The organism is Streptomyces sp. NPDC101160 (assembly GCF_044768205.1).
Taxonomy (GTDB): domain Bacteria; phylum Actinomycetota; class Actinomycetes; order Streptomycetales; family Streptomycetaceae; genus Streptomyces.
On the sequence record NZ_JBIWPJ010000005.1, the window covers coordinates 603,613 to 623,999 of the forward strand.

Annotated in this window: 19 protein-coding genes; 7 read left to right on the forward strand and 12 right to left on the reverse strand. The window is 72.1% G+C overall.

The window, feature by feature from the left end; all coding sequences use genetic code 11:
- Nucleotides 1-101: 101 nt before the first annotated feature.
- Both npdG and ACIRSU_RS19040 read left to right on the forward strand, forming a co-directional pair.
- Nucleotides 102-803 carry an NADPH-dependent F420 reductase gene (gene npdG / locus ACIRSU_RS19035; protein ID WP_403793482.1) on the forward strand — a complete coding sequence of 234 codons (702 nt, stop codon included), beginning with the start codon at nt 102-104 and terminating at the stop codon, nt 801-803.
- Nucleotides 804-916: 113 nt separating this feature from the next.
- Complete coding sequence (locus ACIRSU_RS19040; protein WP_403793484.1) at nt 917-1,105, forward strand: hypothetical protein; 189 nt, start codon at nt 917-919, stop codon at nt 1,103-1,105.
- On the opposite strand, the gene ACIRSU_RS19045 is transcribed toward ACIRSU_RS19040, so the two are convergent.
- The gene (locus ACIRSU_RS19045; RefSeq protein ID WP_403793486.1) at nt 1,102-1,896 is read right to left on the reverse strand and encodes a site-2 protease family protein; all 795 of its coding nucleotides are present in this window, start codon (nt 1,894-1,896) and stop codon (nt 1,102-1,104) included. The genes ACIRSU_RS19040 and ACIRSU_RS19045 overlap by 4 nt on opposite strands.
- A gap of 134 nt (nt 1,897-2,030) precedes the next feature.
- Between ACIRSU_RS19045 and ACIRSU_RS19050 the strand changes: the two genes are divergently transcribed.
- Nucleotides 2,031-5,375 carry a BTAD domain-containing putative transcriptional regulator gene (locus ACIRSU_RS19050; protein ID WP_403793487.1) on the forward strand — a complete coding sequence of 1,115 codons (3,345 nt, stop codon included), beginning with the start codon at nt 2,031-2,033 and terminating at the stop codon, nt 5,373-5,375.
- A 54-nt stretch (nt 5,376-5,429) separates the two neighbouring features.
- On the opposite strand, the gene ACIRSU_RS19055 is transcribed toward ACIRSU_RS19050, so the two are convergent.
- The 3 genes from ACIRSU_RS19055 to panB form a co-directional block, all read right to left on the reverse strand.
- The gene (locus ACIRSU_RS19055; protein ID WP_403793489.1) at nt 5,430-6,290 is read right to left on the reverse strand and encodes an ABC transporter permease; all 861 of its coding nucleotides are present in this window, start codon (nt 6,288-6,290) and stop codon (nt 5,430-5,432) included.
- A complete protein-coding gene (locus ACIRSU_RS19060) occupies nt 6,287-7,300 on the reverse strand; it encodes an ATP-binding cassette domain-containing protein (protein WP_403793491.1) in 1,014 nt (337 codons plus the stop codon). Before ACIRSU_RS19060 ends, ACIRSU_RS19055 begins: the two co-directional genes overlap by 4 nt.
- A gap of 185 nt (nt 7,301-7,485) precedes the next feature.
- Nucleotides 7,486-8,349, reverse strand: a complete 864-nt coding sequence (gene panB / locus ACIRSU_RS19065) for a 3-methyl-2-oxobutanoate hydroxymethyltransferase (protein ID WP_403793493.1) — start codon at nt 8,347-8,349, stop codon at nt 7,486-7,488.
- 205 nt (nt 8,350-8,554) lie between these two features.
- Here panB and ACIRSU_RS19070 point away from each other — a divergent pair, with 205 nt between their 5' ends.
- The 3 genes from ACIRSU_RS19070 (at nt 8,555) to ACIRSU_RS19080 (ending at nt 12,065) form a co-directional block, all read left to right on the forward strand.
- Nucleotides 8,555-10,192: an MFS transporter gene (locus ACIRSU_RS19070; RefSeq protein ID WP_403793495.1), complete on the forward strand. Its 1,638-nt coding sequence runs from the start codon at nt 8,555-8,557 to the stop codon at nt 10,190-10,192.
- 34 nt (nt 10,193-10,226) lie between these two features.
- Nucleotides 10,227-10,853 carry a TetR/AcrR family transcriptional regulator gene (locus ACIRSU_RS19075; protein WP_403793497.1) on the forward strand — a complete coding sequence of 209 codons (627 nt, stop codon included), beginning with the start codon at nt 10,227-10,229 and terminating at the stop codon, nt 10,851-10,853.
- A gap of 168 nt (nt 10,854-11,021) precedes the next feature.
- Complete coding sequence (locus ACIRSU_RS19080) at nt 11,022-12,065, forward strand: endonuclease/exonuclease/phosphatase family protein (protein WP_403793499.1); 1,044 nt, start codon at nt 11,022-11,024, stop codon at nt 12,063-12,065.
- A gap of 36 nt (nt 12,066-12,101) precedes the next feature.
- Here the strand turns inward: ACIRSU_RS19080 and ACIRSU_RS19085 are convergent, their stop codons facing one another.
- The 7 genes from ACIRSU_RS19085 to ACIRSU_RS19115 form a co-directional block, all read right to left on the reverse strand.
- Nucleotides 12,102-13,865 carry an NAD+ synthase gene (locus ACIRSU_RS19085; RefSeq protein ID WP_403793500.1) on the reverse strand — a complete coding sequence of 588 codons (1,764 nt, stop codon included), beginning with the start codon at nt 13,863-13,865 and terminating at the stop codon, nt 12,102-12,104.
- Between the two features lie 26 nt (nt 13,866-13,891).
- Entirely contained in the window at nt 13,892-15,445 is a 1,554-nt protein-coding gene (locus ACIRSU_RS19090) for a multicopper oxidase family protein (RefSeq protein WP_403793502.1), read from the reverse strand.
- Nucleotides 15,446-15,506: 61 nt separating this feature from the next.
- On the reverse strand, nt 15,507-15,947 hold the full coding sequence (locus ACIRSU_RS19095; protein ID WP_403793504.1) for a DUF6153 family protein: 441 nt from the start codon (nt 15,945-15,947) through the stop codon (nt 15,507-15,509).
- Nucleotides 15,948-16,028: 81 nt separating this feature from the next.
- The gene (locus ACIRSU_RS19100) at nt 16,029-16,445 is read right to left on the reverse strand and encodes a CBS domain-containing protein (protein WP_403793506.1); all 417 of its coding nucleotides are present in this window, start codon (nt 16,443-16,445) and stop codon (nt 16,029-16,031) included.
- A gap of 146 nt (nt 16,446-16,591) precedes the next feature.
- Nucleotides 16,592-17,227 (reverse strand): DUF305 domain-containing protein, encoded by a 636-nt coding sequence (locus ACIRSU_RS19105; RefSeq protein WP_403793507.1) that lies wholly within the window; start codon nt 17,225-17,227, stop codon nt 16,592-16,594.
- Nucleotides 17,224-17,901: a DUF3105 domain-containing protein gene (locus ACIRSU_RS19110; RefSeq protein WP_403793509.1), complete on the reverse strand. Its 678-nt coding sequence runs from the start codon at nt 17,899-17,901 to the stop codon at nt 17,224-17,226. Before ACIRSU_RS19110 ends, ACIRSU_RS19105 begins: the two co-directional genes overlap by 4 nt.
- 72 nt (nt 17,902-17,973) lie before the next feature.
- The gene (locus ACIRSU_RS19115) at nt 17,974-18,372 is read right to left on the reverse strand and encodes a hypothetical protein (RefSeq protein ID WP_403793510.1); all 399 of its coding nucleotides are present in this window, start codon (nt 18,370-18,372) and stop codon (nt 17,974-17,976) included.
- A gap of 180 nt (nt 18,373-18,552) precedes the next feature.
- Here ACIRSU_RS19115 and ACIRSU_RS19120 point away from each other — a divergent pair, with 180 nt between their 5' ends.
- Nucleotides 18,553-19,914 (forward strand): glutamine synthetase family protein, encoded by a 1,362-nt coding sequence (locus tag ACIRSU_RS19120; RefSeq protein ID WP_403793512.1) that lies wholly within the window; start codon nt 18,553-18,555, stop codon nt 19,912-19,914.
- On the opposite strand, the gene ACIRSU_RS19125 is transcribed toward ACIRSU_RS19120, so the two are convergent.
- Nucleotides 19,911-20,387, reverse strand: coding sequence for an SgcJ/EcaC family oxidoreductase (locus ACIRSU_RS19125; RefSeq protein WP_403793513.1), 477 nt, complete (start codon nt 20,385-20,387; stop codon nt 19,911-19,913). The genes ACIRSU_RS19120 and ACIRSU_RS19125 overlap by 4 nt on opposite strands.

The following is a 20,387-nucleotide window of genomic DNA, read 5'->3' on the forward strand; positions in this document are numbered from 1 at the left end:
GCCCCGGATGGTGCCCGGGCCCCGCACGGGCCCGCGAGCGGTTCGGCACGGACTCACCCGGACGGGTACCTCCGGCCCGACCGGCCAGTAATGTCGAGGCCATGACTTCCTCCACCACTTCCAGCCCGGCACCCAAGGACCCGTGGGACCTCCCGGACGTCTCCGGGCTCGTCGTCGGCGTCCTCGGCGGCACCGGTGACCAGGGCCGCGGCCTCGCCTACCGGCTGGCCAAGGCCGGCCAGCAGGTGATCATCGGCTCCCGCGCCGCCGACCGCGCCCAGGCCGCCGCCGCCGAGCTCGGCCTCGGCGTCGAGGGCGCCGACAACGCCGAGTGCGCCCGGCGCAGCGACGTCGTGATCGTCGCCGTGCCGTGGGACGGCCACGCCAAGACCCTGGAGTCGCTGCGCGAGGAACTGGCGGGCAAGCTCGTCGTCGACTGCGTGAACCCGCTCGGCTTCGACAAGAAGGGCGCCTACGCGCTCAAGCCGGAGGAGGGTTCGGCCGCCGAGCAGGCCGCCGCGCTGCTCCCCGAGTCGCGGGTCACCGCCGCCTTCCACCACCTGTCGGCGGTGCTCCTGCAGGACGCCTCGATCGCCGAGATCGACACCGACGTGATGGTCCTCGGCGAGGTCCGGGCCGACGTGGAGATCGTCCAGGCCCTGGCCGGCCGCATCCCCGGTATGCGCGGCGTCTTCGCCGGCCGGCTGCGCAACGCCCACCAGGTCGAGTCGCTCGTCGCCAACCTGATCTCGGTGAACCGCCGCTACAAGGCCCACGCGGGCCTGCGCGTCACCGACGTCTGAGCCGAGGTCTGAGCCGAGGGCCGGGCCGACGGCCGAGCCGGTCCCGGGCACCGCACGGGCATGGGGGACACTGGACGGGCACATCGCCCGTAACCGGACAGGAGCCGACCCCCATGCCCCGCCTCGCCCTCTACGCCCTGGTCGTCTGCGCGCTCGCCGTCGCCGCGGCGGTCGTCTCCTTCGCCCAGGGCAGCTTCCTCGGCATCGTCTGGGTGCTGCTGGCCGGCCTCTCCTCCAACATGGCCTGGTACTACATCAAGCGCGGCCGGGTGGCTCAGGACCAGGGTCAGGGCCTGTCCTAGACCTCGCAGAAGTCCGGGGCCGACTCCCAGAAGCGGTAGAGCGTCGAGCCGCAGTAGCGGGACAGCTCCGGCACGCCCAGCGTCTGCATCAGCGCGTCGATCCCGTCGAAGAACGCGTTGTTGAGCGCAGGGATGAACAGCAGCGCGATCACGACGAAGAAGCCGTAGGGCGCGTACGGCTCGATCTGCCGCTTGATCCTGTACGACAGCCAGGGCTCGACCACGCCGTAGCCGTCCAGGCCCGGCACCGGGAGCAGGTTCAGGAGCGCCGCGGTGATCTGGAGGAACGCCAGGAACGCGAGCGCGTACTGGAAGGCGCGCGGCACCCCGTCGAGGGCGTGCAGCCAGAACGGGGCCGTGCAGGCGATGGCGAACAGGACGTTCGCCAGCGGGCCCGCGGCCGAGATGAGGCTGTGCTTCCAGCGGCCGTGCACCCGGCTGCGGTCGATGAAGACGGCGCCGCCGGGCAGGCCGATGCCGCCGAGCATCACGAAGAGCACCGGCAGGACGATGCTCAGCACGGCATGGGTGTACGCGAGCGGGTTGAGCGTCAGATAGCCGCGGGCGCCCACGGTGATGTCGCCGCCGTGCAGGGCGGTGCGGGCGTGCGCGTACTCGTGGAGACAGAGCGAGACGATCCACGCCGAGGTCACGAAGAGAAAGACCGCGAGCCCCGTGGAGGTGGCGAAGCCGGTCCACACGGCCCAGCCGGTGACGGCCATGACCGCGAGGATCGCCAGGAAGACGGGGCTGATCCGCCGCTCGTCGTGGCGATGGGTGGTCGTGGACATGGCCTGCTCCTGGAATCACGGTCTGGGTCACGGTCGGTGTGTGCGGGAAACGTACCGGGCGGGGGCGCGGGTTCCTGACGCGGGTCCCGTCGGCGGCTGATCACTCCTCCGCGTTCCTCACGGAGAATGGGCCCGTGCGCTACTCCGTCCTCGGCCCGACGCGGGCCCACACGTCAGAAGGCACCGCCGTCGCTCCCGGCGGCCCGCGGGTGCGCGCGCTGCTCACCGTGCTCGCGCTGCGCGCCGGGCGGGCGGTGCCGGTGGGCGTGCTCGTCGACGAGGTGTGGGGCGCCGAGCCGCCGGCCGACGCCGTCGCCGCGCTCCAGGCCCTGGTGGGCCGGCTGCGCCGGGCCCTCGGCCACGACCGGGTGCTCTCCACGGACGGCGGCTACCGCCTCGCGGCCGAGCCCGACGACGTCGACGCGCACCGGTTCGTACGGCTCGCGGCCGAGGGCGTGCGGGAGCTGGACGCGGGCCGGCCGGGGCGCGCGGCCGGGCTCCTCGACGAGGCGCTCGCGCTGTGGCAGGGGCCGGCCCTCGCCGACCTGCCCGACCGGGAGGCCGAGGCCGCCCGCTGGGAGGCCCGCCGGCTCGACGCCCGCCGGAGCAGGCTCGCGGCCGCGCTCGCGCTGGGCGAGGCGGCCGCGGTGCTGCCCGAACTGGACGCGCTGTGCGCCGCCCACCCGCTGGACGAGCCGCTGCAGGCCCTGCGGATCCGGGCGCTGCGCGACACGGGGCGGCCGTCCGAGGCGCTGGCCGCGTACGAGGCGGTACGACGCGGGCTCGCCGAGCGGCTCGGCGCCGACCCGGCGCCCGAACTGCGGGCCCTGCACGCCGGGTTGCTGGCCGCGCCGGCGGCGCCGCCCGCGCCGGTCACTGGCAATCTGCGCGCCCGCCTCACCAGCTTCGTCGGCCGCGAGGACGACATCTCCGCCCTCCAGGACGGCCTGCGCACCACGCGCCTGGTCACCCTCCTCGGCCCCGGCGGCGCCGGCAAGACCCGCCTCTCGCAGGAGGCGGCCGAACGCGTCGCCGGGCCCGAGCTGTGGCCCGACGGCGTCTGGCTCGTCGAACTGGCCCCGGTCACCGACCCGGAGGCCGTCACCGAGGCCGTCCTCACCGCCCTCGGCGCCCGCGAGACCGTACTGCGCGGCGCCGGCGCCGACGAACTCCGCTTCGGCGAGGACCAGGACCGCACCGGCCGCCTCGTCGAGCACTGCGCGGACCGCCGTCTGCTGCTCCTCCTCGACAACTGCGAGCACGTCGTGGGCGCCGCCGCCGAGCTGGCCGAGCTCCTCCTCGCCCGCTGCCCCGGCGTCACCGTCCTCGCGACCAGCCGCGAACCCCTCGGCGTCCCCGGCGAGGTCCTGCACCCCGTCGGCCCGCTGCCCGAGGAGACGGCGATCCGGCTCTTCGCCGAACGGGGCGCCGCCGTCCGCCCCGGCTTCCTGGTCGCCGACGACCCGGACGCGGCCGCGGAGATCGTCCGCCGGCTCGACGGCCTGCCCCTCGCCATCGAACTCGCCGCCGCCCGCCTGCGGATGCTCACCCCGCGCCAGATCGCCGACCGCCTCGACGACCGCTTCCGCCTCCTCACCTCGGGCGCGCGAACGGTGCTGCCGCGCCAGCAGACCCTCCGCGCGGTCGTCGACTGGTCCTGGGACCTCCTGGACGAGCCCGAACGAGCGGTCCTGCGCCGCCTCGCGGTCTTCACGGGCGGCTGCGACCTGGAAGCGGCGGAGGCGGTCTGCGGCGAGCCCCCGACCGGGCAGGGACCGACCGGGCAGGGACCGACCGGGCAGGGTCCGCCCGGGCCCGCTCGTGGCGAGGTGCTCGACCTGCTCGGTTCCCTCGTCGACAAGTCGCTCGTCGTCGCCGGCCAGGCCGCCTCCCAGGGCGCCGACGGCGCCGGTATGCGCTACCGGCTGCTGGAGACCGTCGCCGAGTACGCCGCCGAGCGGCTCGACGAGGCGGGGGACCGGGCGGCCGCCGAGCGGCGGCATCTCACGCACTACCGGGAGCTGGCGCGGCTGACCGATCCCGAGCTGCGGGGTGGGCGGCAGGTGGCGGCCGTGAACCGGTTCGGGGCGGAGTACGGGAACCTGCGGACCGCGCTGCGGACCGCCGTACGGCTGCGGGACGAGCACGAGGGGCTCGTTCTCGTGCACTCGCTGCTCTGGTACTGGAACATGCGCGACCTGCGGAGCGACGCGCTCCAGTGGGCCGAGGCGGTGTCGGCGCTCGGGCCCGACCCGTTCGGGCCGCCGCCGGCTCCCGTCGTACCGCTGTACGAGTCGATCACGGCCGCGCCGCCGCCGCTGAGCGAGGAGCAGCTGTGGGAGGCCAGGCGCGGGGTGCGGATGATCGAGCTGCTCAACATGGACCACGAGACCGGGCGGTGGACGAGTACGGAGGGCGTCGAGCGGTTGCGGCAGATCACCGGGGTGTACGGGCCGGGGCTGCCGCAGACCTGCCGGCTGCCCGGCTCCTTCACCGTCTTCGCCGTCCTCCTCATCGGCGAACCCGGCCGGATGGGCGAGGCCCTGGAGGCCCACGTGGCGGCCTGCCGCCGCTACGGCTACGACTGGGAGCTGGCCAACGCCCTCCAGCTGCGCGCCAACATGCTGGCCAACCGCGCCGACCTGGCCGGGCTTGCCGCCGCGGACGCCGAGGAGAGCCTGGAGATCTTCGTCCGCCTCGACGACGCCTGGGGCGCGGCCGAGGCGCTGTCCTCGCGGGCCGAGGCACGCGAGCGGCGGCTGGAGTTCGAGGGCGCCGCGGAGGACTTCGAGGCCGCCATCGGCTACGCGCGGCGGATCGGCGCCCAGTCGCAGATGGCGCTGCTGCGCGCCCGGTACGCCGACATGCTCATGGAGACCGGCCGGAGCGAGGAGGCGGAGCGCATCCTGCGGGAGGTCGTGGAGGGCGAGCACGGGCGCGGCCACGAGCCGATGCTCGCGGCCCGGATCTTCCTGGCGCTGCTGCTCGGCCGCACCGGCCGTACGGACGAGGCCCGCGTCCATCTGCGGCGGCTGCTCGACGAGTTCCGCTCCGAGACGTACTCCATCTTCGAGGGCTTCACCCTCGGCAGCCTGGGCTGGGTCGACAACCTCGACGGGCGGTACGCCTCGGCCTTCGAGCTGTCCCGGCGCGCGTACCAGCGCTCCCTCGGGGCGCTGTCGATGATGGTCGCCCCGCAGATGCCGGCGATCCACCTGATCACCGCCGCCTGGGCGCTCGCCGGGCCCGGCGAGCCGAAGCGGGCGCGGACCGCGGCCGTGCTGCTCGGCGCGTACGAGGGGCTCCTCCCGCCCGGTCATCTGTCCCCGCCGATGGAGCGGGAGAACGTGGCGCGGGCGACCCGGCTGGCCCGGACGGCGCTCGGCGACGACGCCGTCTTCGAGGCCGCGTACGCCGAGGGCGGCGGCCTCTCCCTTGAGGAGGCCGCCGCCCTGCTCGAACGCGCCGACGCGATCTGAGGCGCGCCGAGTATTTCCCCGTTCCCCCGTTCTCCCCGTTCCCCCGTGTCGGCGTCAGGTCTTCTTGCGGAACTTGGCGACCGCGAGCGGCGCCGTGACGACGGTGATGCCGACCGCCCAGGCCAGCGTCATCCACACCGAGTGGGCGACCGGGCCGCCGTTGATCAGGTTGCGGGCGGCGTCGGCGAGGTTGGACAGCGGGTTGTAGTCGGTGAAGGACTGCAGCCAGCCGGGCATCGTGGTCGGCTTGGCGAAGATCGAGGAGCCGAACTGCAGGGGCATCAGGACGAGCATGGCCATTCCCTGGACGGCCTGGGCCGTCTTCATGGTGAGACCGAGCAGGATGAAGATCCACATGAGCGAGGCGCCGAAGACCATCGACAGGCCGATCGCGGCGAAGAGATGGAACACCGAGGTGTGGATCTCCAGGCCGAGCAGGAAGCCCATGCCGAGCAGGATCGTGGTGGCGACCAGCATGCGGCCGACCTCGACGACGATCTTCGCGATGAGGACCGAGGAGCGGGCGATCGGCATGGTCCGGAACCGGTCCATGACGCCCTTCTTGAAGTCGTCGTTGATGCCGGTGCCGACGGCCATCGCGATGTTCATGCCCATCATGGCCATCAGGCCGGGCACCAGGTAGTTCACGTAGACCTGCTGGTTGCCCTTGCCGGCCATGGCGCCGCCGAAGACGTACACGAACAGCAGGATGAAGATGATCGGCATCAGGACCGCGTCGAACATCGACTCCGGGTCCTGCTTGATCTGCAGCGCGTTGCGCCGGGCGAGCGCGCCGATGTGGCGCAGGTTGGCGCGCAGGCCGACCCGGCCGTCGGTGCGGCCGTCCGCGGTCCGCCTGGCGGGCGCCGGGCCGCGGGTGTCCGCGGGGGACTGGGGCAGGGTGGTGGTGCTCATGCGGCGACCTCCTCGTGGAGCGCGTCGTGGCCGGTGTCGGAAACGGTCGTCTTCTGACCGGTGATGGCGAGGAACACCTCGTCCAGGCTGGGCAGATGGGTGCCGATGTGGGCGATGCCGAAGCCGCGGGCGCCGAACAGGCCCACGACGGCGGTCAGCTGGCTGTCGCTGAGGATCGGCACGTACAGCAGGCCCTCGTCGGGTACGACGGTCGCGCCGGCGACCCCGTCGAGACCCGACTCGCGCAGCGCCGCGGCCATCGCGGTCAGGTCGGCCGGGTCGGTGGGGCGGACCTGGAGGGTGCGGCCGCCGACCTTCGCCTTGAGCTCGTCGACCCCGCCCCTGGCGATGACCCGGCCGCGGTCGATGACGGTCAGCTCGCTCGCGAGCTGTTCCGCCTCCTCCATGTACTGGGTGGTGAGCAGCACGGTCGCGCCCTCGGCGACCATCCGCTGGACCTCGTCCCACACCTCGTTGCGGGTGCGCGGGTCGAGACCGGTGGTGGGCTCGTCCAGGTAGAGCACGGCGGGCCGGCCGATCATGGAGGCGGCCAGGTCGAGCCGGCGCCGCATGCCGCCGGAGTAGTTCATGGCCGGGCGCTTGGCGGCCTCGGTGAGCGAGAAGCGCTCGAGCAGCTCGTCGGCGCGGGCGCGGGCGTCCTTGCGGGAGAGGTCGAGCAGCCGCCCGATCATGTAGAGGTTCTCCCAGCCGGACAGCTTCTCGTCGACCGAGGCGTACTGGCCGGTGAGGCCGATGGTGCGGCGCAGCTGGCGGGGCTGGCGCACCACGTCGTAGCCGGCCACGGTGGCGGTCCCGGCGTCCGGGACGATCAGGGTGGAGAGGCAGCGGACGAGGGTGGTCTTGCCGGCGCCGTTGGGGCCGAGGACCCCGAGCACCGTGCCCTCGCGGACATCCAGGTCGACCCCGTCGAGGGCCTTGGTCTCGCCGAAGTGCTTCACGAGGCCCCGTACCTCGACGGCGTTGGTGTGTGATCGCGTCATGTCCACCATGGAACAGGTGGCCACCGACAGCGCACCGACAGCCGACCGACAGGGCCGCCGAGAGCCACCGACAGCCGCCGACAGCCACCGACAACAGGGGGGCCGTCCGCGGACGCCGGCAGCCCGCCGACGGGGGACGGTCGGCGGGCTGCCGGGTGGTGCCGGATGTGGCCGGTGGCATGTGGCCGGGGTGGTCAGTGGAAGGTGTGCTCCTCGGCGGGGAACGCCCCGCCGCTGACGTCCTCCGCGAAGGCCCGGGCGGCGTCGCCGAGGGTCTCGCGCAGGTTGGCGTACTGCTTGGTGAAGCGCGGCACCTTGCCGCCGGTCAGACCGGCCATGTCGGTCCAGACGAGGACCTGGGCGTCCGTGCCGGCGCCGGCGCCGATGCCGATGGTGGGGATGTGCAGGGAGCGGGTCACCTCGGCGGCCAGTTCGGCCGGGACCAGTTCCAGGACGACGGCGAAGGCGCCGGCGTCCTGGGCCGCCTTGGCGTCGCGCAGCAGCCTGTGCGCGGCCTCGTCGCTGCGGCCCTGCACCCGGTAGCCCATGGTGTTGACGGACTGCGGGGTCAGGCCGAGGTGGGACATGACCGGGATGCCGGCCTGGACGAGCAGTTCGGTCTGCGGCAGCGACCGCTCGCCGCCCTCCAGCTTGATCGCGCCGACGCCGGCGTCCTTGACCAGCCGGGTGGCGTTGCGCAGGGCCTGGACGGGCCCTTCCTGGTACGAGCCGAAGGGGAGGTCGCCGACGACGAGGGCGCGCCGGGTGCCCCGTACGACGGCGGCGGAGAGCAGCGTCATCTCGTCCATCGTGACGGGCACGGTGGTGTCGTAGCCGAGGTGACAGTTGCCCATGGAGTCGCCGACGAGGATCACCGGGATGCCTGCCTCGTCGAAGACGGAGGCGGTCATCGCGTCGTAGGCGGTGAGCATGGGCCACTTCTCGCCGCGGACCTTGGCGGCGGCGATGTCGTGGACGGTGATGCGGCGGGTGCCCTTCCCGCCGTACAGCGCCTTGCTGCTGTCGGCGGGCGGTTTCTGGGCAGCCTGAAGCGTCATGGTGAACGGCTCCTCTGTGTCATCTCGAGGCGCCCTGTGGCGTCCCCGGACCACATCCATGGTGGCACTCCGCCGGGCTGACGGGGAAGTCGGGCGGAGGCGCGGCGCCACGTGGCGCTGTTCACATCCCCGCAACGTAAAGAGTCCGTAAATGCATTTCCGATACGAGACGGTCCCGTATCGAAATAGGACTAGGGTGGAGGACATGTCTCAGTCGTCACCTGTTTCCGCCGCCGCGGGCGGCCTTGGCGCGCCCCGCGTCCCGGAGGCCGTGCACCGCCGCCGCTGGGCGATCCTCGGCGTGCTCATGCTCAGCCTGCTGATCGTCGTCCTCGACAACTCGATCCTCAACGTCGCCGTCAAGACCATCGCCAGCCCCGCCCCCACCGGCATCGGCGCCACCCAGAGCGAGCTGGAGTGGGCCATCAACTCCTACACGCTCGTCTTCGCCGGCCTGCTCTTCACCTCCGGTCTGCTCGGCGACCGGCTCGGCCGCAAGAAGATCCTGCTCTTCGGCATCGTCGTCTTCGGCATAGGCTCCGCGCTCGCCGCCCACTCCGGCTCGCCGGGCGAGCTCATCGCCTACCGTGCCGTGATGGGCTTCGGCGCCGCGTTCGTCATGCCGGCCACGCTCGCCGTGCTCATGAACGTCTTCGAGCGCGAGGAGCAGCCCAAGGCCATCGGCATCTGGGCCGGCGGCGTCGGCCTCGCCATCGCCATCGGCCCGATCACCGGCGGCCTGCTCCTGGAGCACTTCTGGTGGGGCTCGATCTTCCTGGTCAACGTGCCGATCGGGCTGCTCGCCCTCGCCCTCATGCTGTGGCTGGTCCCCGACTCCAAGGACCCCAGGCCGGGCCGCATCGACCTGCCCGGAGTGCTGCTCTCCGTCCTTGGTCTCGTCCTGCTCGTGTACGGCATCATCCGCGGCGGCGAGCTGGCCAGCTTCACCGACGCCAGCGTGCTCGCCCCGGCGCTCGCCGGCCTCGCCGTCCTGGCCGGCTTCGTCGCGTACGAGAAGCGCAGCAAGCACCCGGCGCTCGACATCTCGTACTTCCGCAAGCCCGCGTTCTCGGCCGCCGTCGCCGCCATCGCGCTGACCTTCTTCGCCCTCATGGGCGTGACCTTCTTCTCGGCGTTCTACCTGCAGAGCGTCCGCGGCTACAGCGCCCTGCAGTCCGGGCTGCTGATCCTGCCGCTGGCCGTCGCCCAGATGGTCTTCGCGCCCCGGGCGCGGCTCGTCGTCGAGCGCTTCGGGGTGAAGGCGGTGTGCACCGCCGGCATGCTGGCCGTCGCCGTCGGCCTCGGCTCCTTCGCCTTCTTCGGCGCCGACAGCCCGATCTGGATCCTGGAGGTCGTCTTCTTCCTCCAGGGCGCGGGCATGGCGCACATCATGACCCCGGTCACCGTCACCGTGATGCAGACGCTGCCCCGTGAGAAGGCCGGCTCCGGCTCCGCCATCAACAACACCTTCCGGCAGGTCGGCGGCGCGCTCGGGGTGGCCGTCCTCGGCTCCGTCCTGTCCACCACGTACCGCGGTGAGATCGAGAACCACCTCGGCGCGCTCCCGGCGGGCGTCCGCGACGCGGCCGGCGAGTCCATCGAGGCCACCCTCGCCGTCGCCGAGAAGCTCGGACCGGCCGGCCGCGGCCTCGTCGCCCCCGCGTACGACGCCTTCCTCGACGCCATGCACATCACCGCCATCGGCTCCGCCTCCGTCGCCGTCCTCGGCGCGATAGTCGTCGCCGTCTTCCTCCCGGGCCGCCCGCCGGCCGCCCCGGACGCGGACGCGGAGGCGGTCGTTCCGGGCAGCCGCGCGGAGGCGGGAGAATCAGTACCGAGGTAACGGACAGCGGCTCGACAGGAGAGGCGGAACAGACGTGTCCCAGGCCGAGGCCCAGGCCCAGTCGCCGTGCGCAGGCAGCGCACGGCGCGGGCGGCCCCGCAGCGAGGCGGCGGACCAGGCGATCCTGGACGCGGTGATCGGACTCCTGGAGAACGGGGTCCCGCTCACCGACCTGTCCATCGAGAGGATCGCCCGCACCGCCGGGGTCGGCAAGGCGACCATCTACCGTCGCTGGACCGGCAAGGAAGAGCTGCTCATCGACGTCATCCGGTCCGTCGAGCCCCCGGACCCGGTGCTGCCCGGCACCTCGGTCCGGGAGGACCTCGTCATCATGCTGGAGTCGATGCGGCGGCGCGGTCTGATCAAGCGGACCTCGGCGCTGCTGCACAACGTGTTCTCGCAGATGCAGATGTATCCCAAGCTGTGGGACAACTACCAGCAGACCGTCATCGAGCCGCGCCGTCAGACGATCACCGACGCCATCGGACGCGGCATGGAGCGCGGCGAGATCCGGGCCGACCTCGGCCCCGAACTCGTCAGCGACATGTTCATCGGCCCCCTCCTGATGCGTACGGTCATCCGCCCCGGCGCCGCCCTGGAGCCCGGCCTCGCCGAGCAGATAGTCGACGCCGTCCTGGAGGGCCTGCGCCCCGCCGGGTGAGGCTTGCCCCCGTCTCGTACGAATGTGCGCGTTCTGTCACAGCCGTCCGTCCCGCGCCACCTGCAGGAACCCGCCACGGGCGTGTGTCGTCCCTCGATGCGTACGACCGACCCGGGATCGCCTAGTGTCGGAACCGGGTCGCACGGCAAGGCAGTGAGGACGACAGCGATGACGCGGGTGGACATGACGGGGACCGGGCACGGCGGAACGCCGGACGAGCAGGGTTCCGCGGTCCGGCCCGGCTCCCGGCCCGGCCTCGGCGGCAGACTCGCCAGACTGCGCCGCGACCGCGGGATCTGGCGCCGCGGCATCCTCCTCGCCCTCTGCGCCGTGCTGCTCACGTTCCTGATGGGCTTTCACTCCGACGTGCCCAACCGGATCGGCAACCTCGGCAGCCTCGGCGAGACCTTCCTGCCCTGGTTCGGCCTCGGTGTGCCGCTGCTCCTGGTCCTGGCCCTGCTGCGCCGCTCCGCGACCGCGCTGATCGCGCTGGTGCTGCCGGCCGTGGTCTGGCTCAACCTCTTCGGCGGCCTCGTCGTCGACAAGGCGCAAGCCGGCGGCGACCTGACCGTCGTGTCGCACAACGTCAACGCCGACAACCCGGACCCCGAGGGCACGGCCCGTCAGATCGCCGCCTCCGGCGCGGACGTGGTGGCCCTGGAGGAGCTCAAGGGCGACATGGTCCCGGTGTACGAGCGCGGCCTGGCCGACACCTACAAGTACCACTCCGTGCAGGGCACCGTCGGCCTGTGGAGCAAGTACCCGCTGCGCGGCGCCCAGCCGGTCGACATCCGGCTCGGCTGGACCCGCGCGATGCGCGCCACCGTCGCCGCCCCGGCGGGCGAGGTCGCCGTCTACGTCGCCCATCTGCCCTCGGTACGGGTCAAGATGAACGCCGGCTTCACCGCCAACCAGCGCGACGCCAGCGCGGGCGCCCTCGGCGAGGCCATCGCGCGCGACCAGCACCAGCGGATCGTCCTGCTCGGCGACCTCAACGGCACCATGAACGACCGCGCCCTGAACGGCGTCACCTCCCAGCTGCGCTCCACCCAGGGAGCGGCCGGCGACGGCTTCGGCTTCAGCTGGCCGGCCGCGTTCCCGATGGCCCGGATCGACCAGATCCTGGTGCGCGGGGTCGAGCCGATGTCGTCGTGGACGCTGCCGGAGACGAACAGCGACCACCTCCCGGTGGCCGCTCGCGTCAAGCTCTAGGCCGGTCCGGCGGATCACGGCGGGGGCCGCGGAGCCTCAGGAGCGTGTCTCCCGCCACCTGTTGGTGATCGGCAGCCGGCGGTCCTTGCCGAAGCCCTTCGCGGAGATCTTCGTGCCCGGCGGGTACTGGCGCCGCTTGTACTCGGCGATGTCGACCATCCGCAGGGTGCGGGTGACCAGCTCCTCGTCGAAGCCCGCCGCCACGATGGCCTCCTTGCCGTGGTCCCGGTCGACGTACAGCTCCAGGAGCCGGTCCAGGACGTCGTAGTCCGGCAGCGAGTCCGTGTCGACCTGGCCCGGGCGCAGTTCGGCGCTCGGCGGCTTGGTGATCGTGTTCTCCGGGATCGGCGGGGTCTGGCCGCGCTCCTCGGCGGCCCGGTTGCGCCAGCGGGCGAGCCGGAAGATGTCGGTCTTGTAGACGTCCTTGACGGGGCCGTACGCGCCGACGGAGTCGCCGTACAGCGTCGAGTAGCCCACCGCCAGCTCCGACTTGTTGCCGGGGGCGAGGACGATGTGGCCCTCCTCGTTGGAGAGCGCCATCAGGAGCGTGCCGCGCAGCCGCGACTGGAGGTTCTCCTCGGCGAGCCCGGTCAGGGCGGTCGCGCCCATATAGGCGTCGAACATCGGCTCGATCGACACCGTGCGGAAGTTGAGGCCGGTGCGCCGGGCCAGCTCGGCGGCGTCGTGGCGCGAGTGGTCGGAGGAGTACTTGGACGGCATCGACACGCCGTACACGTTCCGCGCGCCGAGCGCGTCGCAGGCGATGGCGGCGACGAGCGCCGAGTCGATGCCGCCGGACAGGCCGATGAGGACCGACGAGAAGCCGTTCTTGTTCACGTACGCCCGCAGGCCCACGACGAGCGCCGAGTAGACCTCCTCGTCGTCGTCGAGCCGGTCCGCGTAACCGCCGGTGACCTCCGGCTCGTACGCGGGCAGCGGATCGGCGGAGAGCACGACCCGGTCGACCCGCAGCCCGTCGTCGATGACGCTGCCGGTCCCGGGCGCCCCGGGGTCGGCGGCCGGCAGCTCCAGGTCGAGGACGACGCTGCCCTCGGCGAACTGCGGGGCGCGCGCGACCACCTCGCCCGCCGCGTCCACGACGATCGAGTCGCCGTCGAAGACCAGCTCGTCCTGACCGCCCATCATGGCCACGTACGCCGTGGTGCAGCCGGCCTCCTGGGCCCGCTTGCGGACCAGTTCGAGCCGGGTGTCGTCCTTGTTCCGCTCGTACGGCGAGGCGTTGATCGAGAGCAGCAGTCCGGCGCGGGCGGTGCGGGTGGCCGGCACCCGGCCGCCCTCCTGCCACAGGTCCTCGCAGATGGCGAGGGCCACGTCGACGCCGTGCACGCGGACGACGGGCAGGGTGTCGCCCTGCACGAAGTAGCGGAACTCGTCGAAGACCCCGTAGTTGGGCAGGTGGTGCTTGGCGAAGCGGAGCACCACCTCGCCGCGGTGCAGCACCGCCGCCGCGTTCTCGGGCGACCCGGCGGGCCGCCCGAGCCGGGACACGGCCCGCTCGGAGCGGTCCAGGTAGCCGAGGACGACGGGCAGCTCGCCGAGCCCCTCGTCGGCGAGCCGCCGGGCCAGACCCCGCAGGGCGTCCCGGGAGGCTTCGACGAACGAGGAGCGCAGCGCCAGGTCCTCGACCGGATAGCCGGTGAGCACCATCTCGGGGAACGCGACGAGGTGCGCACCCTGCTCGGCGGCGTGCCGGGTCCAGAGGACGACGGCCTCGGCGTTCCCGGTGAGATCGCCGACGGTGGAGTCGATCTGATTCAGAGCGAGGCGTAGTTGAGGCACCCGCTCAGTTTATCGTCAACTCGACGCTATGTCCTCTGGTATCCGAGGACGGTCATCATCCCGGACTCCGAGTGGTAGACGTTGTGGCAGTGGATCATCCACAGGCCCGGGTTGTCGGCGTCGAAGTCCATCGTGAGCGTGCTCTTCGGCAGGATCACCGCCGTGTCCTTCCGCACCCCGTTCGCCAGGGCGAAGGTGTGGCCGTGCAGGTGCAGCGGGTGCCACATGTCCGTGGTGTTGGTGAACTCCATCCGGACCCGTTCGCCCGCCCGCACGCCGAAGCGCCGCGCCGGGTCGTACGGCGCGCCGTCGAAGGCCCAGTCGTACTTCGCCATTCCGCCGGTGAGCCTCGACGTGATCGTCCGGTCGGGCTTCCGCGCCGCGAGCGCCGAGCCGGGCGCCGGCCTCAGCCTGTCGGCCGTCACCACCCGCCCGTCCAGCTCCCTGGGCCGTACGGAGGCGGCGGGGGCCGCGCCCTTCCCCGTACGCAGCACGGCGAGCCCCGTCGCCCGCTTGCCCTCGGCGAGTGCGGTGAGCGGGAAGACGCCGTCCTTGACGGTGACCAGCACGTCGTACCGCTCGCCCATGCCGAGCAGCAGCGCGTCGGTCCTCGCGTGCACGACCGGGAAGCCGTCGGTGTGCGTCACGGTCATCTCGTGGCCGCCGAGCGCGACCCGGAAGGCGGTGTCGCCGCCCGCGTTGACGAAGCGGATCCGGACCCGGTCGCCGGGCCTGGCCCGGAACTCGCTCGGCGCGTCCGGGACCCGGCCGTTGACCAGGTAGTACGGGTAGGCCACATCGCCCGCGTCACCGCCGAGGAGCTCGCTGACGGCGCCCATCATCATGCGCGAGGGCCCGGCGGAGGGGCCTGCGCTCCCGGACATGGAGTGGTCCATGCCCGGCATGGCGCCCATGTCGTGACCCATGCCGCCCATGCCGGCGCGGAGTTCGGCGAGCACGGCGTCCGGCGTCGAGCCGTCCACCCCGTCGACCCAGTCGTCCAGGACGACGACCCACTCTGCGTCGTACGCCAGCGGCTCCTTCGGGTCCTCGACGATCAGCGGCGCGTACAGTCCCCGGTCCTGCTGGACGCCCGCGTGCGGATGGAACCAGTACGTGCCGGGGTGCGGGACCTTGAAGCGGTACGCGAACTCGCCGCCCGCCCTGATCTCCGGCCGGGTGAGGCCCGGGACGCCGTCCATGTCGTTGCGCAGCGCCAGGCCGTGCCAGTGCAGCGAGGTGGGCTGAGGCAGATGGTTGGCGAGGGTGAGGGCCAGGGTGTCGCCCGCGGTGACCCGCACCTCCCTGCCGGGCAGCGAGTCCCCGTACGCCCACGACCGCACCGTCCGCCCGGCGCCGAGGTCCAGGGTGGTGGGCGTGGCGGTCAGCCTGACGTCGCGGACCCGGCCGCCACCGGGCCGCATCCGCTCGGCGGCGCCGACCTCGGCGCCGGTGGGGGAGACGTAACCGGCGCCGCCCTTGGCCGGGGCGGGCGTGTCGGAGCAGGCGGCGAGCAGGCCGGTGCCGGCGACGGCGAGCCCGGCGCCCAGGACGGAACGGCGATTGAACTGCGGAGACATGACGAAGACACCTCTCGGGGGAGGAGGGAGGGAACGGGAACGCGTCTGCTGCCCGTTCCTCCTAGATCCGCAGTACCGCCACCCGGTCGAGAACGGTTATGGGCAGCGGAGGCGCGCGGCGCCCCGCGCACCACCGCACTCCGGCCGCACGCAGCCGGGCCCACCCGGCCCGCCGCGCCCGCCGCAGCGCCACCCCGCCGAGCACGACGACCAGCGCGCCGAGCACGGCGAGACAGACGGCGAGGGGGCCGCCGGAGTGGCCGGAGTGGCCGGAGTGGTGGGGCGGGGTGTGAGGGCCGGTGTGCTGACCGGCGTGGTCATGGTCCGCCGACGCCATGGGTGACAGAGGAGACGTGGTCGCCATCGGCGCCGTCTGTGCCGTCGCGGCACCGTGCCCCAGGGGCTCATGGCCCAGCGTGTGCATCGTCACCAGGCCGAGCAGCAGTGCCGCGAGCAGCAGCAACTGCTCCGCGCCCCTTCGCACCCGCCTGGTCTCCGCCATACCGGGCAGCATACCCCCGCCCCGTATAGCGGACCGCCCGGACGCGACTGGTCCGGGCGGTGCCGTTTCACGCGAGGGTGCTCAGGCGTAGACGTTCGCGCAGAACTCCTTCAGCTGCTCGTCCGTCAGATGCCTGGCCAGATCGGCCTCACTGATCATGCCGACCAGCCGCTTGTCGTTGTCGATGACGGGCAGCCGCCGGATCTGGTGGCCCTCCATCTCGGTGAGGACCTCGTCGACGTCCGCGTCGGTCTTGATCCAGCGAGGGGTGCCCTTGGCCATGTCCCCGCAGGTGACCTGCGCGGGGTCGTGACCCAGCGCCACACAGCCGACCACTATGTCGCGGTCCGTGATGATCCCGCAGAGCCGTTCGTTCTCGTCGGCGACGGGCAGCGCGCCGACGTTTTCGTTGCGCATCATCTGGGCGGCGCGGTCGAGCGTCTCGTGTTCCGGGATCCACTTGGCCCCGGGGTGCATGATGTCCTTCGCCGTGGTCATGGGGTGCGCGCCTTTCGTAGAACGTCGTCGTACTCCTGCGTGCGGCCTTGCACACGTCCGTCCCCCGAGCACCCTCAATTGTCCCGGCACGACGCGGCCCCCGCGACCGCAGCGGTCACGGGGGCCGTCGTGGCCGTGACGGAGAGCTACGCTCCCCGTGCCTTCAGCATGTCGGACATCAGCTTGATCTCGGACGTCTGGGCGTCGACCATGCCCTGCGCCAGGTCCCGCTCGACGCCGGGCCCGCACTTCTCCACACAGCCCTGGGCCATGTGGATGCCGCCCTTGTGGTGCTCGGTCATCAGCTTCAGATAGAGCACCTCGGCGTCCCGGCCGGACGCCTTGCGCAGCTGGTCGAGCTCGGCGCGGGTGGCCATGCCCGGCATCAGCTCGCCGTCCTCGCCGCCCATGTCCATGCCGGGCATGTCACCCATGCCCATCCAGGCCATCGGCGCCACGCCGGACCGCACCTTCGGCAGCCCCCACATGTCCAGCCAGCCCAGCATCATGCCGCGCTGGTTGGCCTGCGTGTTGGCGATGTCGTAGGCGAGGCGGCGCACCTCCTCGTCCTTCGTCCGGTCGCGGACGATGAACGACATCTCGACGGCCTGCTGGTGATGGACCGCCATGTCACGGGCGAAACCGGCGTCCGCCGACTCGGCGGTCGGCGTCCGCGGCGCGTCGTCGCGGTCCGCCGAGGCGACGGTGACCGCGCCGCCGGCGAAGAGCACCGCGAGGGCGACGGCGGTGACGGACGCCCACTGCGTCCGGTTCAGCCTCACTGGCCCATCCCGGCGCCGCCCTGGCCGCTCGCGTCGATGCCACCGGTGCAGGCGGCGCCCGGCTCCGGGGTCTGCGGGCCGTTGACGTACTTGGTGAAGAAGGCGTCGACGCGCGGGTCGTCGGCGCCGTCCACGGTCACCTGCTTGCCCCAGGCGCTCAGCATGATCGCGCCGGACTGGTTGTCGATGGGGCTCATCAGCGAGTACGGGGTCTTCTTGACCTTGGCGCGCAGCTTGTCGAGGTCGCCCTGGGCGGCCTTCTTGTTGTACGTCACCCAGACGGCGCCGTGCTCCAGGGAGTGCACGGCGTTCACGTCGGCGACCGGCTTGTCGTAGACGTCGCCGTTGCAGTTCTGCCAGACCGGGTTGTGGTCGCCGCCGACCGGCGGGTTCATCGGGTACTTCACCGGGGTGGTGACGTGGTTCCGGCCGAGCTTCTTGGCGTCCCAGTCCTTCTCGCCCTTGATGGGGGCCTTGGCGGCGGCCGCCGCCTGGTCCTTCTCGTTGCTCTGCTTGTTGATCACCCAGCCGCCGAAGCCGACGAGGCCGAGCACGACGACGGCGGAGACACCGATCGTCAGGAAGCGGTTGCGACGCTCACGGGCCTGCTCGGCGCGGCGCATCTCCTCTATTCGGGCGCGGCGTTCGGCGGTGGCGGTGCGGTTCGCGGCCATGTGGAATGTCGTCCTTCGTGAAGTAAGAGAAAAAGGTGTACGGAGGGGGATCGCGTCGGAAGAACCGGCGGCTTACGTCCGCAGTACTTGAAGGACGTGGAGGTCCGGCGCACGGGGCCGCGCGTCGGTGCGGGGCGCCTGGCCCGAGCGGTGCGGGACGCCGATGTGCGGGAGCCGGCCGGCCGCGTGCAGCGGCGGATCCATCGGCGGCGCGCTGAGCACCGCCGGCGAGAGGGCCGGGAAGAGCGAGCAGCCGCCCGGCTCGTACGGGCAGACGTACTGGTCGCCCGTGATCCCGCCGGCCTCCTGCACGGTCCGCGCGGCCGGGTGCCGGTCGTGCGGGTCCGGGTCGCCGGGCTCGGCGGTCACCGCGAGGCAGAGGAAGAGCGCGCCGAGGAGCGTCGCCACGGCACTCGCCAGTGCCAGGGGACGCGCGTGTCGCGGCGGGCCGTCGAGCCGGGAGGCTCCCATGGGCGCAGATCGTAGTGGCAGAAGGGGCCCTGTGGGCCGAACGGGGTACGAACCGAGCCGTCCCCCGTTACCTGAGTCACAGCCGAGCAGGCAGTATGGGTGTGCAACGTGAACGAAACCATGTGGTGGGATGCTCGGGTCCGGGAGCAGGCGGCCTGACCGGCGAGGATGGGTGTGGAAATGGACAAGCAGCAGGAATTTGTGCTCCGTACGCTCGAGGAGCGCGACATCCGCTTCGTGCGTCTGTGGTTCACCGACGTGCTCGGCTTCCTGAAGTCGGTCGCGGTCGCCCCCGCCGAGCTGGAGCAGGCCTTCGACGAGGGCATCGGCTTCGACGGCTCCGCGATCGAGGGCTTCGCGCGGGTCTACGAGTCCGACATGATCGCCAAGCCGGACCCGGCCACCTTCCAGATCCTGCCCTGGCGCGCCGAGGCCCCGGGCACCGCCCGGATGTTCTGCGACATCCTGATGCCGGACGGCTCGCCGTCCTTCGCCGACCCGCGCTACGTCCTCAAGCGGGCCCTCGCCAAGACCTCGGACCTGGGCTTCACCTTCTACACCCACCCCGAGATCGAGTTCTTCCTGCTCAAGGACAAGCCGCTGGACGGCTCCCGGCCCACCCCGGCCGACGAGTCCGGCTACTTCGACCACACCCCGCAGAACGTGGGCATGGACTTCCGCCGCCAGGCCATCACCATGCTGGAGTCGATGGGCATCTCGGTGGAGTTCTCCCACCACGAGGGCGCCCCGGGCCAGCAGGAGATCGACCTGCGCTACGCGGACGCGCTCTCCACGGCGGACAACATCATGACCTTCCGCCTGGTCATGAAGCAGGTGGCGCTCGAACAGGGCGTGCAGGCCACGTTCATGCCGAAGCCGTTCTCCGAGTTCCCGGGCTCCGGCATGCACACCCACCTCTCGCTCTTCGAGGGTGACCGGAACGCGTTCTACGAGTCGGGCGCCGAGTACCAGCTCTCCAAGGTGGGACGTTCCTTCATCGCGGGCCTGCTCAAGCACGCCGGCGAGATCTCGGCCGTCACCAACCAGTGGGTCAACTCGTACAAGCGCATCTGGGGCGGCTCCGGCCGTACCGCGGGCTCCGGCGGCGAGGCCCCGGCGTACATCTGCTGGGGCCACAACAACCGCTCCGCGCTGATCCGCGTGCCCATGTACAAGCCCGGCAAGATGGGCTCCTCCCGGGTCGAGGTCCGCTCCATCGACTCCGGCGCCAACCCGTACCTGACCTACGCCGTCCTCCTCGCCGCCGGCCTCAAGGGCATCGAGGAGGGCTACGAGCTCCCGGCCGGCGCCGACGACGACGTCTGGGCCCTCAGCGACGCCGAGCGCCGCGCGATGGGCATCGAGCCGCTGCCGCAGAACCTGGGCGAGGCGATCACCCTGATGGAGCGCAGCGAGCTGGTGGCGGAGACGCTCGGCGAGCACGTCTTCGACTTCTTCCTGCGGAACAAGAAGCAGGAGTGGGAGGAGTACCGCAGCGAGGTCACGGCCTTCGAGCTGCGCAAGAACCTGCCGGTTCTCTAGGCGGCCGGTCGCGCCGCCGGGGCGGTCTTCGGCTGGGCGCGGAAGGAGAACGCCTCCATGAGCCGGGCGTGCTTGGTCTTCTGGACGGCGGCGATGCGCCATTCGCCGCCGTCGCCGCCGGGCGTGCGGACCAGGGTGTACGTGGCGCGCTTGCCGAGGCGGCGGGGGCGGGCGGCGCCCTTGGTGACCTCGCCGTGGGTGACGGCGATCGCCGTGTCGGGGCCGTAGAAGCGCAGGTCGACGACGTCGACGACGAGCCGGGTGCCCTTGAGGAAGCCGTCGAAGAGCGCCTGGTGGGCGCGGCCGATCTCCTGGCCGCCGTGATAGGTGGTGCCGACGAAGGTGACGTCGGTGGCGTCGTCCGTGAAGTGCGTGCCGTAGGCGGCTCCGTCGCCGCGGCCCCAGGCGTCGGCGCTGGACTGGAGGAGGGCGTGGATCGCGGCGGTGTCCTCGGTGTTCATGGTGGCGTCCAT

What these genes read in the sequence shown, in the direction of transcription:
- ACIRSU_RS19110 (WP_403793509.1), bottom strand. Translation starts at nt 17,901, where the DNA reads ATGGCCGCGAACCGCACCGCCACCGCCGAACGCCGCGCCCGAATAGAG.
- ACIRSU_RS19095 (WP_403793504.1), bottom strand. Translation starts at nt 15,947, where the DNA reads ATGGCGGAGACCAGGCGGGTGCGAAGGGGCGCGGAGCAGTTGCTGCTG.
- ACIRSU_RS19090 (WP_403793502.1), bottom strand. Translation starts at nt 15,445, where the DNA reads ATGTCTCCGCAGTTCAATCGCCGTTCCGTCCTGGGCGCCGGGCTCGCC.
- ACIRSU_RS19100 (WP_403793506.1), bottom strand. Translation starts at nt 16,445, where the DNA reads ATGACCACGGCGAAGGACATCATGCACCCCGGGGCCAAGTGGATCCCG.
- ACIRSU_RS19125 (WP_403793513.1), bottom strand. Translation starts at nt 20,387, where the DNA reads ATGGACGCCACCATGAACACCGAGGACACCGCCGCGATCCACGCCCTC.
- ACIRSU_RS19120 (WP_403793512.1), top strand. Translation starts at nt 18,553, where the DNA reads ATGGACAAGCAGCAGGAATTTGTGCTCCGTACGCTCGAGGAGCGCGAC.
- ACIRSU_RS19080 (WP_403793499.1), top strand. Translation starts at nt 11,022, where the DNA reads ATGACGCGGGTGGACATGACGGGGACCGGGCACGGCGGAACGCCGGAC.
- ACIRSU_RS19060 (WP_403793491.1), bottom strand. Translation starts at nt 7,300, where the DNA reads ATGGTGGACATGACGCGATCACACACCAACGCCGTCGAGGTACGGGGC.
- ACIRSU_RS19045 (WP_403793486.1), bottom strand. Translation starts at nt 1,896, where the DNA reads ATGTCCACGACCACCCATCGCCACGACGAGCGGCGGATCAGCCCCGTC.
- npdG (WP_403793482.1), top strand. Translation starts at nt 102, where the DNA reads ATGACTTCCTCCACCACTTCCAGCCCGGCACCCAAGGACCCGTGGGAC.
- ACIRSU_RS19070 (WP_403793495.1), top strand. Translation starts at nt 8,555, where the DNA reads ATGTCTCAGTCGTCACCTGTTTCCGCCGCCGCGGGCGGCCTTGGCGCG.
- ACIRSU_RS19055 (WP_403793489.1), bottom strand. Translation starts at nt 6,290, where the DNA reads ATGAGCACCACCACCCTGCCCCAGTCCCCCGCGGACACCCGCGGCCCG.
- ACIRSU_RS19040 (WP_403793484.1), top strand. Translation starts at nt 917, where the DNA reads ATGCCCCGCCTCGCCCTCTACGCCCTGGTCGTCTGCGCGCTCGCCGTC.
- panB (WP_403793493.1), bottom strand. Translation starts at nt 8,349, where the DNA reads ATGACGCTTCAGGCTGCCCAGAAACCGCCCGCCGACAGCAGCAAGGCG.
- ACIRSU_RS19115 (WP_403793510.1), bottom strand. Translation starts at nt 18,372, where the DNA reads ATGGGAGCCTCCCGGCTCGACGGCCCGCCGCGACACGCGCGTCCCCTG.